13 protein-coding genes are annotated in these 14,991 nt (G+C 43.1%); 12 read left to right on the plus strand and 1 reads right to left on the minus strand.

Annotation, left to right across the window (positions count from 1 at the left end; genetic code table 11):
- The first annotated feature begins 5 nt into the window (after window positions 1-5).
- The 4 genes from sov to SD449_RS06880 all read left to right on the plus strand — a co-directional run bounded on the left by sov (window position 6) and on the right by SD449_RS06880 (window position 8,764).
- Window positions 6-7,109: a T9SS outer membrane translocon Sov/SprA gene (gene sov / locus SD449_RS06865; RefSeq protein ID WP_318309529.1), complete on the plus strand. Its 7,104-nt coding sequence runs from the start codon at window positions 6-8 to the stop codon at window positions 7,107-7,109.
- A 106-nt stretch (window positions 7,110-7,215) separates the two neighbouring features.
- Entirely contained in the window at window positions 7,216-7,596 is a 381-nt protein-coding gene (gene gcvH, locus SD449_RS06870; protein WP_318309531.1) for a glycine cleavage system protein GcvH, read from the plus strand.
- A 49-nt stretch (window positions 7,597-7,645) separates the two neighbouring features.
- On the plus strand, window positions 7,646-7,996 hold the full coding sequence (locus SD449_RS06875) for a VanZ family protein (protein ID WP_318309533.1): 351 nt from the start codon (window positions 7,646-7,648) through the stop codon (window positions 7,994-7,996).
- 63 nt (window positions 7,997-8,059) lie between these two features.
- On the plus strand, window positions 8,060-8,764 hold the full coding sequence (locus SD449_RS06880) for an energy transducer TonB (RefSeq protein WP_318309534.1): 705 nt from the start codon (window positions 8,060-8,062) through the stop codon (window positions 8,762-8,764).
- Between the two features lie 65 nt (window positions 8,765-8,829).
- On the opposite strand, the gene SD449_RS06885 is transcribed toward SD449_RS06880, so the two are convergent.
- Window positions 8,830-9,726 carry an MBL fold metallo-hydrolase gene (locus SD449_RS06885; RefSeq protein WP_318309535.1) on the minus strand — a complete coding sequence of 299 codons (897 nt, stop codon included), beginning with the start codon at window positions 9,724-9,726 and terminating at the stop codon, window positions 8,830-8,832.
- 120 nt (window positions 9,727-9,846) lie between these two features.
- Between SD449_RS06885 and cyoE the strand changes: the two genes are divergently transcribed.
- The 8 genes from cyoE to SD449_RS06925 all read left to right on the plus strand — a co-directional run bounded on the left by cyoE (window position 9,847) and on the right by SD449_RS06925 (window position 14,985).
- Entirely contained in the window at window positions 9,847-10,749 is a 903-nt protein-coding gene (cyoE, locus tag SD449_RS06890) for a heme o synthase (protein WP_318309536.1), read from the plus strand.
- Between the two features lie 3 nt (window positions 10,750-10,752).
- Window positions 10,753-11,334, plus strand: coding sequence for a cytochrome c oxidase subunit 3 (locus SD449_RS06895; RefSeq protein WP_318309537.1), 582 nt, complete (start codon window positions 10,753-10,755; stop codon window positions 11,332-11,334).
- Window positions 11,335-11,426: 92 nt separating this feature from the next.
- Window positions 11,427-12,404 carry a cytochrome c oxidase subunit 3 gene (locus SD449_RS06900; RefSeq protein WP_318309538.1) on the plus strand — a complete coding sequence of 326 codons (978 nt, stop codon included), beginning with the start codon at window positions 11,427-11,429 and terminating at the stop codon, window positions 12,402-12,404.
- A 15-nt stretch (window positions 12,405-12,419) separates the two neighbouring features.
- Window positions 12,420-12,803 (plus strand): cytochrome C oxidase subunit IV family protein, encoded by a 384-nt coding sequence (locus SD449_RS06905; RefSeq protein WP_318309539.1) that lies wholly within the window; start codon window positions 12,420-12,422, stop codon window positions 12,801-12,803.
- 70 nt (window positions 12,804-12,873) lie between these two features.
- On the plus strand, window positions 12,874-13,506 hold the full coding sequence (locus SD449_RS06910; RefSeq protein ID WP_318309540.1) for a hypothetical protein: 633 nt from the start codon (window positions 12,874-12,876) through the stop codon (window positions 13,504-13,506).
- A complete protein-coding gene (locus SD449_RS06915; protein ID WP_318309541.1) occupies window positions 13,487-14,230 on the plus strand; it encodes an SCO family protein in 744 nt (247 codons plus the stop codon). Before SD449_RS06910 ends, SD449_RS06915 begins: the two co-directional genes overlap by 20 nt.
- On the plus strand, window positions 14,227-14,763 hold the full coding sequence (locus SD449_RS06920) for a DUF420 domain-containing protein (protein WP_318309542.1): 537 nt from the start codon (window positions 14,227-14,229) through the stop codon (window positions 14,761-14,763). Before SD449_RS06915 ends, SD449_RS06920 begins: the two co-directional genes overlap by 4 nt.
- A gap of 9 nt (window positions 14,764-14,772) precedes the next feature.
- A complete protein-coding gene (locus SD449_RS06925; protein ID WP_318309543.1) occupies window positions 14,773-14,985 on the plus strand; it encodes a hypothetical protein in 213 nt (70 codons plus the stop codon).
- The last annotated feature ends 6 nt before the right edge of the window (window positions 14,986-14,991 follow it).

Genomic DNA, 14,991 nt, shown 5'->3' on the forward strand with positions numbered 1-14,991 from the left:
CTAGTTTGAAAAAAGGGGCAAAACCAATACTTAAACCAACACGTTTTAAGTACATTTTCTTTGTTGTTTGTTTGCTGTCCACGTCCACTATATTTGGACAGGAAACGAACGAACAGGCTCAGGATTCCGTTAAAACAGGAGTTGAGCTTGGTCGCCTCATCATGGAGAACCCCGATAGTATTGTTGCAAAATATACCTACGACCCCAAAACCAACACTTATGTGTACACCGAAAGTATCGGGGACTACAATGTAAACTATCCACTGATCCTAACCCCGGAACAATACTACGATCTGGTCGAAAAGGAACAGATGAAATCCTATTTTAAGCAAAAAGCGGATGCTTATGCCGGAAAGAAGGAAGGAAGTGAAGAGGCCAGAAAAAATCTATTGCCCAACTTTTATGTGAACAGCAACTTTTTTGAGACCATTTTTGGGGGCAACACCATTGAGGTGATTCCGCAAGGTTCCGTAGCCATGGATTTGGGGGTTTTGTGGCAGAAAAATGACAACCCTGCCCTGTCACCAAGAAACAGAACTAATTTATCCTTTGATTTTGATCAGCGCATCAGTTTGAGTTTATTGGGAAAAGTGGGCGAGCGGCTTCAGGTAACCGCGAATTATGATACCGAGGCGACTTTTGATTTCCAGAACCTGGTAAAATTGGATTATACCCCCACCGAGGATGATATTCTTCAAAAAATAGAGATAGGTAACGTAAGTATGCCGCTCAATAGTTCATTGATAACGGGGGCACAGAGTCTGTTCGGGGTAAAAACCCAACTACAGTTCGGTAAAACCACCGTAACAGCGGTCTTTTCCGAGCAACGCTCCCAGAACAATACCGTGGTGGCACAAGGTGGCGGAACGGTGAACGAATTCGCTTTGACCGCATTGGACTATGACGAGGACCGACATTTTTTCCTCGCTCATTACTTTAGGGACAATTATGACCGTGCGTTGGAATTTTATCCCTTTATCCAAACTCAAGTACAGATTACAAGGCTGGAGGTATGGGTGACCAACCGGAACCAACAAACACAAAATGTTAGGAACGTGGTGGCCATCCAGGATTTGGGAGAGGCCATTTCAGATAACACCCGTATCGCGGTGAACAATGGTGATCCCGCAGGATTTTTCAATGCATCTGCTGTGGCGACCGGACTCCCCCAAAACCAAGCGAACGATTACGACCCCAATCAAATTGGTAGTGGGGCGCTTACCCCTGCCATTAGGGACATTGCCACCGTGGAATCTGGCTTCAACATTCCAGGATATACCGTAAACCAGGGATTTGATTATGCCATTTTGGAAAACGCCAGAAAATTGGAACCCGGTAGGGATTATGATTTTGATTCCCAGTTGGGGTATATTTCGCTGAGCCAGAGTTTGAGCAATGATGAGGTTTTGGGTGTGGCTTTTCAATATACCTATAACGGACAAGTGTATCAGGTTGGGGAATTTGCCAATGGAAGTGTGGATGCCACTACGGTTTCTGCGAACAACAATTTTGTTGAAAACAATGCGTTGGTCTTAAAACTGCTCAAAAGCAACATCACCAATGTTCAAGATCCTATCTGGGATTTGATGATGAAAAACATCTATTCCACCGGAGCCTATCAATTGAACCAAGAGGATTTTAAGCTCAATATCCTGTATTCCGACCCAACCCCGCGAAACTATATTACCCCGGTTGACCCGAATGCTGGTTGGCCGAATGGATTGGAGGATCAAATATTACTGAATGTGTTCAATTTGGATAGATTGAACGCTTACAACGATGTACAGCCAGGAGGGGATGGTTTTTTTGATTACGTGGAAGGCATCACGGTCGATTCGCAGACCGGTCGTATCATCTTTACAAAGGTAGAGCCCTTTGGGGAGTATCTTTTTGAAAAGCTTGGGGGAGGGGTATACGATGTGGACAATAACCAGGGCTATAATCCAAACCAGCAAAAGTATGTGTTCCGGAATATGTATGCCAAGACCAAGGCAGCATCGCTCCAGGATGCGGAAAAGAACCGGTTCCAGATCAAAGGACGGTACACCTCACAATCAGGAAACGGCATTCCAATTGGGGCGTTCAATGTGCCGCAGGGCTCCGTGACCGTAACTGCCGGTGGTCGTCAGTTGCAAGAGGGCATCGATTATACGGTGAATTATCAAGCGGGGACCGTTCAGCTTTTAGATCCAAGTTTGGAAGCTTCCAATACCCCCATCAATATTTCCGTAGAGAACAATGCTGTATTTGGTCAGCAAACAAGGCGTTTTTCAGGGGTCAACGTGGAGCATAAATTCAACGATAAATTTGTGCTGGGAGGTACATTGCTCAACTTGAACGAGCGTCCCCTTACCCAAAAATCCAACTATGGGATAGAGCCTGTCAACAATACTATTTTTGGACTCAATGGAAACTTTAGCACCGAAGTGCCATTTTTGACTCGATTGGCCAATAAGTTGCCAAATATAGATACTGATGTTCCCTCTAACCTTTCCGTAAGGGGGGAAGTTGCTTTTTTGCGTCCCAATTCACCCAAGAATGCCGATTTTAGGGGAGAAACCACCACATATCTGGATGATTTCGAAGGAGCCCAGGCCCTTATAGACATTCGTTCCTCGTTGGGCTGGACCTTGGCGAGCCCTCCTGTTGAATTTTTGGAGGATAGGACAGGTATCGATGTAGGGTTTGAACGGGCAAAAATGGCTTGGTACACCATCGACCCTATTTTTTATACCAACCAGAGGCCCGCAGGAATGTCCGATAACGATATTTCCCTGAACTCTACCCGTAGGGTATTTATTGATGAAGTATTCACCGAAACGGATATTGCACAGGGGCAAACACAGGTGCAAAGTACCTTGGACATCGTTTACTATCCCAACCAAAAAGGGCCCTATAATGCCAATCCAAGCTTTGAATCCGAGACTGCGGACGCCAAATGGGGAGGGATTATGCGCCCATTGAGCAGCACCAACTTTGAGCAATCCAATGTGGAATTTGTACAATTTTGGGTGTTGGACCCTTACATAGATGGAGAAACCACCGATGCCAATGCCGGGGAGCTTGTGCTGAACCTTGGAAATATTTCGGAGGATATTTTAAGGGATGGTCGAAAACAATATGAAAATGGCCTCCCGGCCAGTACAAACAACGAAATACCGAGGGAAACACCTTGGGGCCAAGTACCCTCCACACAATCCTTGGTGTATGCCTTTGATGCCGATGAAACCAACAGGGCGGCACAGGACCTTGGATTGGACGGATATGGTGATGGCCTGGAAGCGACCATTTATAATGGTCCTGCGGAAGACCCCGCTTTGGATAACTATCAATATTATCTGAACAGGGATGGCGGAATCCTAGAGCGCTATTCGGATTTTAACAATACACAGGGAAATTCACCAGTAGCCGTAACGGATACCAACAGGGGTTCCACCACCTTGCCCGATGTGGAGGATATTGATAGGGACCTGACCATGAATACGGTAAACAGCTATTACGAATACCGCATTCAGATAAAACCGAATACCACTATTGATGACCAATACGTAACCGATATTCGCGAGGGACTCACACCCACATTGCCAAACGGCACCCAGTTGAACAGAAGATGGATTCAGTATAAAATTCCATTGAGCGATTTTACCGATGCGGTGGGCGGCATTTCCGATTTTAGGTCCATTAGTTTTATGAGGATGTACCTGACTGGATTTTCGGATGATGTTGTACTGCGTTTTGCGACCTTGGATTTAGTTCGTGGAGATTGGAGAACCTATACCAACTCCTTACAGCCCAATGTGGACAATGATCCATCGGACGATGGAACGGTGACCGATGTGAATACAGTAAATATTGAGGAGAACTACGGAAGACAGCCCATACCTTATGTGTTGCCCCCCGGCGTGATCAGGGAGCAATTGAACAACAACAATACCATCATCCGTCAAAATGAGCAATCGTTGTCCTTTGTGGTGGAAAATTTGGAATCTCAGGATTCACGGGGAGTCTTCAAAAATGTGAACATCGATGTGCGCCAGTATCAGCGCATCAAAATGTTTATGCATGCCGAAAAAATATTCAATACCGACTATTCCGATAATGATACACCGCTGGTAGGTTTCTTGAGGGTGGGTACCGACTTTTCAGAAAACTTCTACCAGATAGAACTGCCACTTCAATTTACTTCGTTCGGAGCTACCTCACCAGAAGAAATTTGGCCCGATGTCAACGAAATAGATATTGCCTTGAGCGATTTGGCCAAGGTCAAGTCAAAAGGGATATCCGACCAGACCTTGGACGAGATCAACTATTATGAAATTGTGGATGGTGAGGCAGTACTTGTAGATGAATTTGCACCGCGTACGTTGGGTACCGTTCGTATAGGTATCAGGGGTAACCCTTCGTTGGGAAGTATTCGCGGAATGATGGTGGGTGTCAAAAACACAGATGATATTCCGGCCCGTGGAGAAGTGTGGTTCAATGAACTGCGATTGGCCGGTCTGGACAATAACGGAGGTTGGGCGGCAACCGCTGCCCTGGATGCGAACATGGCCGATTTTGCCAATGTAACGGCTACAGGTAATAGGAGCACATCCGGTTTTGGTTCCATCGATCAGGCTCCTACGGAACGTTCCTTGGAAGATGCCATTTCATATGATGTGGTGACCAATGTAAATGTAGGACAGCTTTTTCCAAAGAAATGGAATTTGCAACTGCCTTTTAATTATGGGATTTCCGAAACCTTGATCACCCCGGAATTTGACCCTGTTTATGATGATTTAAGACTGGATGATAGGATTGCTGCTGCATCAACACCAGAAGAAGCGGAAACCATAAAAGAGCAGGCCGAGGATTATACCAAGAGAACAAGCATCAATTTGATCGGAGTACGCAAAAACCGTGGTGAAGAAGCTGAGGAAAACTTCTTCGATGTGGAGAACTTTACCTTTAATTACTCCTACAATGAAACCGATCATAGGGATTTTGAAGTGGCCGAACTTCGAGATCAGAATGTTTCCACGGGATTCGTTTACAACCATAATTTTAAACCTGCACCTGTGGCACCTTTTGCAAAAAAGGATTCCATGCTTACGGGAAAATATTGGCAATGGCTCAAAGATTTGAACTTTAATGTATTGCCCACAAGTCTTTCCGTGAATGCCAACTATAACCGTTCCTTTAACCAGCAGCGGTACCGCGATGTTCTGGAACCCGGAGTGGATGCATTGCAGTTGCCATTGCTCCAACAACGAAATTATCTGTTCAATTGGCAATATGCGCTCAATTACAGCCTTACAAAATCACTACGGTTGAATTTGACGGCTTCCAATAACAATATTGTCCGTAATTATTTTAATGTGGACGACGATTCAGATTCCGGAATCAACGAAGCGTTGGATCTATGGGATGGATTTTTTGATATTGGCGAGCCCAATCGGCATGCCCAGCAGATGCAGCTGAACTACGAATTGCCCTTGAGCAAGATACCCTTCCTTAACTTTATCAATGCCCAGTACACCTACACCAGTAACTTTGACTGGCAACGTGGGGGAGATGCGCTCCGGGAGGTGGCAAACGAGGACATCAACGTGGTCCAGAACGCCAGTACACATAACCTTACCGCCAACATGAGCATGCAGCGTTTGTACGACTTTTTGGGGCTGAAGAAAAAGGATGGAAAGGTAACCGCCAATCAAGCCGCGGTGCGCAGGGACAAGGCAGGCAACCCTGCCAACGGCGAAGAAACCGATGGTCCGCGAAAAACGAGCAAAGGTTTCAATACTTTGGTGGACATTGTTACCATGGTGAAACGGTTAAATGTGAACTATAGCGAAAACAGGGGAACAGTTTTGCCGGGATATACCCAATCCATTGGATTTATTGGGACCACTCGTCCTACCCTGGGCTTTGTTTTTGGAAGTCAGGCAGATGTGCGGTTCGAAGCTGCCCGTAATGGTTGGTTGACCGATTATCCGGAATACAGTCGTCAATACATGAGCAACATCAACAAGCAGTTGAACATTACGGCTACGGCCCAACCTACACAGGATTTGACGATTGATTTGACCGCCGACAGAAACTACATGAGTTCCACCCAAGAAAGTTATAGTCCCGAGGAATGGATGAACGGTCAGGATGGATTGATCAACGAAATGGGAAATTTTAGTATTTCCACGGTAATGATCGGAACCGTGTTCAACAAAAGTGATGAATTTGATTCAGAAACTTTTGAGCAGTTCAAACAAAATAGAATAACGATTGCCAATAGATTGGTTTCCGATAGGGGAGAGAATCCCGGTGAAATCGATGAAGATGGGTTTCCGGAGCGCTACGGGAAGACACAACAGGAGGTTTTGCTACCAGCTTTTTTTGCCGCCTATACCGGGCAAGATGTCAATCGAGTAAATTTGGATGCATTTCGGGAGATTCCAATTCCCAACTGGAACATTAAGTATACCGGTTTGATGAAGAATCGATGGTTCAAGAAAAAATTCAAGCGTTTTTCTTTGAGTCACGGATATCGGGCTGCGTACAGTGTGAATTCATTCCAGACGAATTTGGAGCGCCAGAACACTACTTTCGATTCCGAGACAGGTGATTTGCTTCCTAGATTATTGATCAATAACGTTGTATTGACTGATGAGTTCAGCCCATTGATGCGCGTGGATTTTGAAATGCAGAATTCCTTCAGCTTTTTGGCAGAGGTGCGAACCAGCAGAACCTTGTCCTTGAGTTTTGATAACAATTTGATGACGGAGATCAATGGAAACGAATACACCCTAGGTTTGGGGTACCGATTTAAGGATGTAAAATTTGTGACCAATATCGGGGGCGAAAAAACACGTTTAAAGGGAGACCTTAACCTGAAGGCAGATCTATCGCTCCGTGACAATATCACCATAATCCGAAACTTGGATATCGATAATAATCAAATCACATCGGGTCAACGATTGATGTCCATAAAGTTCACGGTGGATTATGCCCTGAGCAAAAGTTTGAACGCCTTGTTCTTCTACGATCATTCCTTTTCGGAGTTTGCCGTTTCCACTGCGTTTCCGCAAACAACGATCAATACAGGTTTTACCTTAAGATACAACTTCGGAAACTAACGGGTCGCCCCGGCTGTTGTTTTTCTTTAATTTGTCATCAACTTTCTTTGAAAAGCTTTTCGCAATCTGTTACATTTGTCCATCAACTAATTCAAACATTATTGAAATGAACATACCATCAGAATTAAAGTATACCAAGGACCATGAGTGGGTCAAGATAGATGGGGATATCGCAACCGTGGGTATTACGGATTTTGCCCAGAGCGAGCTTGGGGATATCGTTTATGTGGAAGTGGAGACTTTGGACGAAACCTTGGATAAAGAGGAAGTGTTTGGTACCGTGGAAGCAGTGAAAACAGTTTCGGACCTTTTCTTGCCCCTGAGCGGCGAGATAGTGGAGTTTAATGAGGCCCTGGAAGATGAGCCCGAAAAAGTGAACACGGATCCTTATGGTGATGGTTGGATGGTAAAGATTAAAATAAGCGACGCCTCCGAGGTGGACGAACTATTGAGCGCTGATGATTACAAGGCATTGATAGGTGCTTAAAAAATACATGTATACCATATTGTTTATAAGCTGGGTAGTGTTCATAACAATGCTCAGCTTATTTTCTTTCTCTAGCATAGATCTGGATACAGGGACCCTAAATATTCCCTACGCCGATAAAATCACCCATTTTACGTTTTATTTGGTATTCGCATTTGTGGGAAGTTTAAGCCTCCGGGAAAGGACCAAGGGAGCTCTTGGAATACGAAAGACCTTGATTTTTGTCTTGGTTTTTGCTATATTATATGGTATACTTATTGAGGTATTACAATACACGATCACGGTTGATCGTATGGCCGAATTCGGCGATATTCTGGCGAATACGTTGGGAGCATTGACAGGGATTGGGCTAATTCGATGGGTTTTTTCTAAGAAAAACCCGTTAAAATGGAAATTTTAATTGTTTATTTAGCCAATTAATAATTAAATTAGCAAACACTAAATTTAGAAAAGGAGAAAAAGGATGGAACCAAAAAAGAACCCGAAAGCAGACGTAGGAAGAAACAGCTCACTCTATTTTGTAATAGGATTGGCAGCTGTTTTGGCTTTGGTCTACGGAGCCATGGAGTGGAAAAAATATGATAAGGCCAACAACTACGACATTTCAATGAATGTTGAAGATCAGTTGGACGAAGAAGTTCCGATGACGGAACAAATTAAAACTCCACCGCCACCACCGCCGCCTGCTGCCCCCGAAGTAATCGAGGTTGTAGAAGATGAGGAAGAAGTGGAAGAAACCGTAATCGAGTCCACTGAAACCAGCCAAGAGGAAGAGGTAATCGAAATCGAGGAAGTAGAAGTGGAAGAAGTTGAGGAAGATATTTCTGTTCCTTTTGCGGTAATCGAGGACGTTCCTGTTTTTCCAGGTTGTGAAAACGCAGCCAATAAAAAGGACTGTTTCCAAGAGAAAATGCAAGATCACATCCGTAGAAATTTCCGTTATCCAGAAATTGCCCAAGAAATGGGAGTTCAAGGTAGGGTAAGCGTAATTTTCGTTATCCAGAAAGATGGGTCTATCGGAAACATCAGAATGCGTGGACCGGATAAAAACTTGGAGGCAGAAGCAATGAGAATCATTCAAAAATTGCCTAAAATGACTCCTGGAAAACAAAGGGGAAGAGCAGTAAAGGTTCCTTTCAGTATTCCAATTACATTTAAATTGCAGTAAAATTTATATAATTCCTGTCGAGGCAGGAATGGAAAAAGCCCTGATGGAGACATCAGGGCTTTTTTTTAGTCCATGGATGAGGTCAAGCTTTGGTATACCGTTTCGCGGATTCTCTCTGGGTTGATGAACCCGGTGCCGTATTGGGCATCATATTCAGCAGTTAGGGTTTGGTTGTTTTTTACTTCGTCCAAAGACCTGCCAGCGGTGATTTCATTCTGAATGGTTTGTTTGATATCCTCTAGAACGCTGACATAGTTTTCAAGTTCCGCTTTATTGGAGGGTCTTCCATGACCAGGGATTATCTGGGTTTCGGAGTCGATGACGAGTAGCGCTTTTTTATGGGCATCAATATAACCTTCAATGCTTCCCCCACTTTTTAAATCGATATAAGGATATCTACCAGCAAAATAGGTGTCTCCCATGTGCAGTACGTTTTCCTTGACAAAATAAACCATGGTATCCCCATCGGTGTGTGCGTTATGTACATGGAAAAGCATCACCTGCTCTTCCCCATCATGAAAGGTAAGGTCTTCGGAAAAAGTGATTTCCGGTAATGACTTTTTAAAATCCTCAGGGCTCATTTCGTTGGCCGATACTTTCTTCCCGTTATTGACTTGGAGACGAGTTCGCACATTGTCCTGCGCTACAAGAACGGCCTGGTCCGTATTAAAATTGGAATTTCCACCGGTGTGGTCGCCATGCATGTGCGTGTTCACCAAATAGGTAATGGGTTTATCGGTAATTGTGCCAATGGCCGTCCTTATTTTTTCACTGAGCGGGGCAAATTGATCATCGATCATAAATACATTGTTCTTTCCTACGAAAATTCCAATATTTCCACCATTTCCGGTCAGCATGTAGGTATTTTGGGTAAGTGTATCAATAGTAATTTTTACATCATCATTTTGTGCATGGGCGACCATAATCGATGTAAGGAGTAAAAAGCTTAAAGCGTTGCGCATAATTTCATGTTTAGGATTTTTAATGTAAGGTACGTCATTGTCCAAAAATAATACAAAGAGCATCAATAGGTTGGAAATGAGAATCCGCGGCGCTATCTTTGCAGGCCAATAAAGATGTGGATGAAATCTGCCGTAGGCTCCGTTAAAAACAATACGCTATCCTTATTATTTTCTGATTTTAAGGAGATTACCAAGGCCAGATTGGCTGTTAGTGTGGTTTTCTCTTCGATAGCGGGATATCTTTTGGGTGCCTATCAGGTCGATGCAGTATCCCTGTTATTGTTGATGTTTGGCGGCTACTGTATGGTAGGGGCATCAAACGTGTACAACCAGATTATCGAGAAGGATTTGGATGCGTTGATGAAGCGGACAAGGAACCGACCGATACCATCTGGGAGAATGTCCGTTAAAACTGCGTTGGTCGTGGCAGTGGTACTAACCGTTTTGGGAATCTTGTCGCTACTGGCCCTCAGTCCAAAAACGGCCATGTTCGGTGCCATTTCAATATTTTTGTATACGAGCGTTTATACGCCGCTAAAAACCAAGTCGCCATTGTCCGTATTTGTTGGGGCTTTTCCGGGAGCCATTCCTTTTATGTTGGGATGGGTGGCTGCCACGGACGATTTTGGAATAGAACCGGGAACCTTGTTCATGATACAGTTTTTTTGGCAGTTCCCACATTTTTGGGCTTTGGGCTGGATGTTGGATGAGGATTACAAACGGGCAGGCTTTAAAATGCTGCCTACAGGAAATAAGGACAAGGGAACCGCACTACAGATTATATTGTATACCATCTGGATGATCGTTATCTCGATAATTCCGGTATTTGGTTTTACGGGACGATTGCATCTTTCCATTCCGGCGGCGGTAATCGTGTTTTTATCGGGATTGGTCATGTTGTTTTTTGCATTCAAGCTTTATGAAAACCGCGACAATGGCTCCGCCAGAAAGTTAATGCTGGCCAGTGTCACCTATATTTCATTGATTCAGATAGTTTACGTTTTAGATAAGTTTATAAGTTAAAAAATGGATTTAACCCAAGGAACAGCGGAGGAAAAGAACAGACGGGCAAAGAAAATGATGCTCTGGTTCGGAATAGTGAGTTTGGTCATGGGCTTTGCCGGTTGGACCAGTGCTTACATTGTGAGCAGTAAACGGGAAGATTGGGTAAGCGATTTGAAGCTCCCAAATGCTTTCTTCATCAGTACGGCCATCATTATCTTGAGCAGTATTGCCTATTTAGTGGCAAAAAGGGCCGTTAAAAAGGGCGACCAAAAATCGGGGACCCTATTATTGTTCGTCACATTGGCATTGGGCATTGCCTTTATCGGGTTCCAATTTGTTGGTTTTTCACAGATGTTGGAAAACGGATATTATTTTACCGGACCCACTAGTAATATAAAAATGTCCTATGTATTTTTGATAGCGGCAGTGCACATTGCCCACGTAGTGGCAGGCCTTATATCACTTTTGGTGGTTTTGGTGCAACAGATGAGAAAAAAATATACCCCCGAAAATATGTTGGGAATGGAATTGGGAGCCACCTTTTGGCATTTCTTGGATTTTCTTTGGGTGTATTTAATTCTATTCATGTATTTCGTGAAATAAATCGGGATTGAAAAAGTTTTCAACCAAGATTGTCTTTTACAATACGTCAAAAAATGTAAATTTGTGAAAGTTTTAATAAAACGAGCTTTTTTATGGATGCAACGGTAAGTACCGGTACGGAAGATAGCGTTTGGGGAGGCGGAAATAGGCCCCTTGGCGCTAGCTATGGAAAAATGATGATGTGGTTTTTCATCATGTCGGATGCCTTGACCTTTTCCGGGTTTTTGGTAGCCTATGGTTTCTCAAGATTTAAATTTATTGAGCTATGGCCCATAGCCGACGAAGTGTTTACGCACTTCCCATTTCTTCATGGCGTAGAGGCACCTATGTATTATGTTGCTTTCATGACCTTTATTTTGATCATGTCGTCCGTGACCATGGTTTTGGCCGTGGATGCAGGTCATAAAATGAAACAGAAAAGTGTAATCCTTTATATGTTCCTTACCATTATCGGTGGAGCCATCTTCGTTGGCTCACAGGCATGGGAATGGGCCACCTTTATTAAGGGGGATTATGGAGCGGTAGAAACCAATTCAGGAAGGATACTTCAATTTGTAAATGCAGAGACCGGTAAAAGGGCGGCTTTGGCCGATTTTGCCAAAACACTTCCGGATGAAAGGGTAAAGCATGTGGAGAGTGAAGGTGTTTGGTTCTACGGCGAAGGGTATATGCCTTCGTATTCCTTGAACGAAGTTGTTGAAGGGTTCAAGACAACTCCTAATATTCTTATCCGTACAGAAATATTGAACGAAGAGGGAGAAAAGACCCTTTTGGACAGAAAGGAATCTTTGGCCAAAATATTGGAGGCCAATCAAGTGGTGGAAGGCGCTAACCTTGTACATAACGAATACGGTCACCGATTGTTCGCCGATTTCTTTTTCTTTATCACCGGGTTCCACGGATTCCACGTATTCTCCGGAGTAGTGATCAACGTCATTATTTTCTTCAATGTGATCTTGGGCACATACGAGCGTAGAGGACACTATGAGATGGTTGAAAAAGTAGGTCTGTACTGGCACTTTGTGGATTTGGTATGGGTATTCGTATTTACATTCTTTTATTTGGTATAAAAACATTGATTATAAATGGCACACGAACATAAACTTGAGATTTTCAGAGGACTGTTAAAATTTAAATCCAATACCCAAAAAATTTGGGGCGTTCTTATATTCCTTTCTATTGTTACCACTGTCGAAGTTGCGTTGGGTATCATTAAACCAAGGTTTATGACCCACAGTTACTTTTTGGGGATGAAATTGCTTAACTGGATATTTATCATCCTTACCTTGGTAAAAGCATACTATATTGCTTGGGACTTTATGCACCTTAGGGACGAAAAAACATCTTTGAGAAGGGTAATTGTATGGACCCCGATTTTCCTTATATGTTATTTAATATTCATTTTGCTCTTCGAAGCAGATTACATTTATAATGTTTACAAGGACGGATTCATTACTTGGAATTTTTAACAAAGAGATATAACGAATAAAAAAAAGACGGTTTTCCAACCGTCTTTTTTTATTTTTGTACCGTTGTACTATGAAAAAGAAAATCGTTCTCACAGTCCTTTTTGTGCTTCCCGTAGTGGTGTATCTTTTTTTTGCTTCGGGAGTCAATAATTTTGGGCGTTTGCCAGTACTGAGCGAAAATATACCGGACATTTCCAATATGGAACCCAACGTTCAGTTGAAGGACAAGATTACGGTTTTGGGCTTTCTAGGGGACAATGTTGGGGCCATGCAGGGAAATGCATTCAACCTGAACCAGAAAATATATAAAAGATTTGGAGAGTTCAACGACTTTCAGATTGTTATGATGGTAGCTGAAGGAAATGAGGAAGGAGTCGATATTTTGAAAGAAGAACTGGGAAAGCTTTCCAATGTGGATAAATGGAACTTTGTGTTTGCGACCAAGCAACAGATAGAAACATTTTTTAACTCGTTGGGCACCAATTTAACCTTGGATGACAACGTTTCCACACCCAATGTTTTTATAATAGATAAGGACCTTAAACTCCGTGGAAGAAAGGAGGATGAGGACGAGGGCGTCAAATATGGCTTCGATACTTCATCCATTGCAGAACTGAACAATAAAATGGTGGACGATGTCAAAATAATTTTGGCAGAATACCGTCTTGCCCTAAAAAAGAACAATGCCGACAGGAGCCAATAATAAAAAGAAACATACCTACATTTGGGTTTCCGCAATTATCTTGATTTTCGGGATTTTTGCCGTTTACGAAATCACCAAACGCGTAAAGGGAGGTAACGTCGTGGAAAATGACCGTATGAGCCAAGTCGGAAAAAATGCCGAGGTCGGTTTTGTGGAGAGCCAAGGTGAAAAACGAAGGGTTCCGGACTTTTCATTTTACGATCAAGATAGTGTATTGATAACCAATAAGGATTATTTGGGGAAAGTGTACGTTGTGGAGTTCTTTTTTACGACCTGTCCCACCATTTGTCCGGTTATGACAAAAAACTTGGTGGAGCTTCAGGAAACTTTTAAGGACGATGATGATTTTGGAGTGGCCTCTTTTACCATAAATCCTAGATATGATACACCTTCGGTATTGGCCCAGTATGCCAAGAAATATGGTATTACGGATAAGGATTGGCATTTAATGACCGGGGAACAGGAAAAAATTTACCAGCTTGCGCACGAAGGGTTCTATATATTTGCAAGTGAAACCGAAGACGCCCCGGGCGGATTCGAGCACTCCGGTATGTTCGCTTTGGTTGACAAAAATGGGTATATTCGTTCCAGAAAAGATGAATTTGGCAATCCGTTGATTTACTACCGGGGAACCATAACCGAGGAGCAAGAGGTGAACAGCGATGGGGAGACCCAACAGATCACCATTTTAAAAGAAGACATTAAAAAATTATTGGCAGAATGATCGATGAAATTTCTTTAAAGGAAAAGCGGTTCAATCGATGGATTACCGTGATTTCCATAGCAATCCCCTTAGTAGTGGCATTGTTGTTCGGATTTAAGATTCCCAATGCAAAACCATTATCATTTTTACCGCCCATTTATGCAGGAATAAACGGTCTTACCGCTATTTTGCTCATCGTAGCGGTAGTGGCGATAAAAAATGGCAGGGAATTGTTGCATCAAAGACTAATGACCATCAATATTTTGCTTTCCGCACTCTTTTTGGTGATGTACGTTGCCTACCACATGACCTCCGAAACCACTATTTATGGTGGGGAGGGGCCAAGCAAGTACGTCTATTACTTTATTTTGATGACCCACATAGTATTGTCCATATCCGTAATACCATTGGTTCTGATTACCTATTCAAAAGTATACTTGGACGATTTTGAAAGCCACCGGCAATGGGCCAAGTTTACCTTTCCAATATGGCTCTATGTGGCAGTGACAGGAGTGTTGGTATACCTCATGATCTCGCCATATTATCAATATTGATGTATTAAAATGAAAAAGAAACTGCTCATCCTTATATTGATTCTATTGGTTTTCCCTGCGGTATCGGAGGCCCAATGTGCCATGTGCCGTGCAGTGGTGGAAAGCGAGTCAGGAGGAAAAACAGCAGAAGCCATCAACAATGGTATCGTCTACTTAATGTCGATTCCCTATATCCTGATAGGGGGACTATTTTACTTCATTTATAGAAAAATGAGAAGCTGACGTTCT

This window comes from Flagellimonas crocea (genome assembly GCF_033441595.1).
Lineage (GTDB): Bacteria > Bacteroidota > Bacteroidia > Flavobacteriales > Flavobacteriaceae > Flagellimonas > Flagellimonas crocea.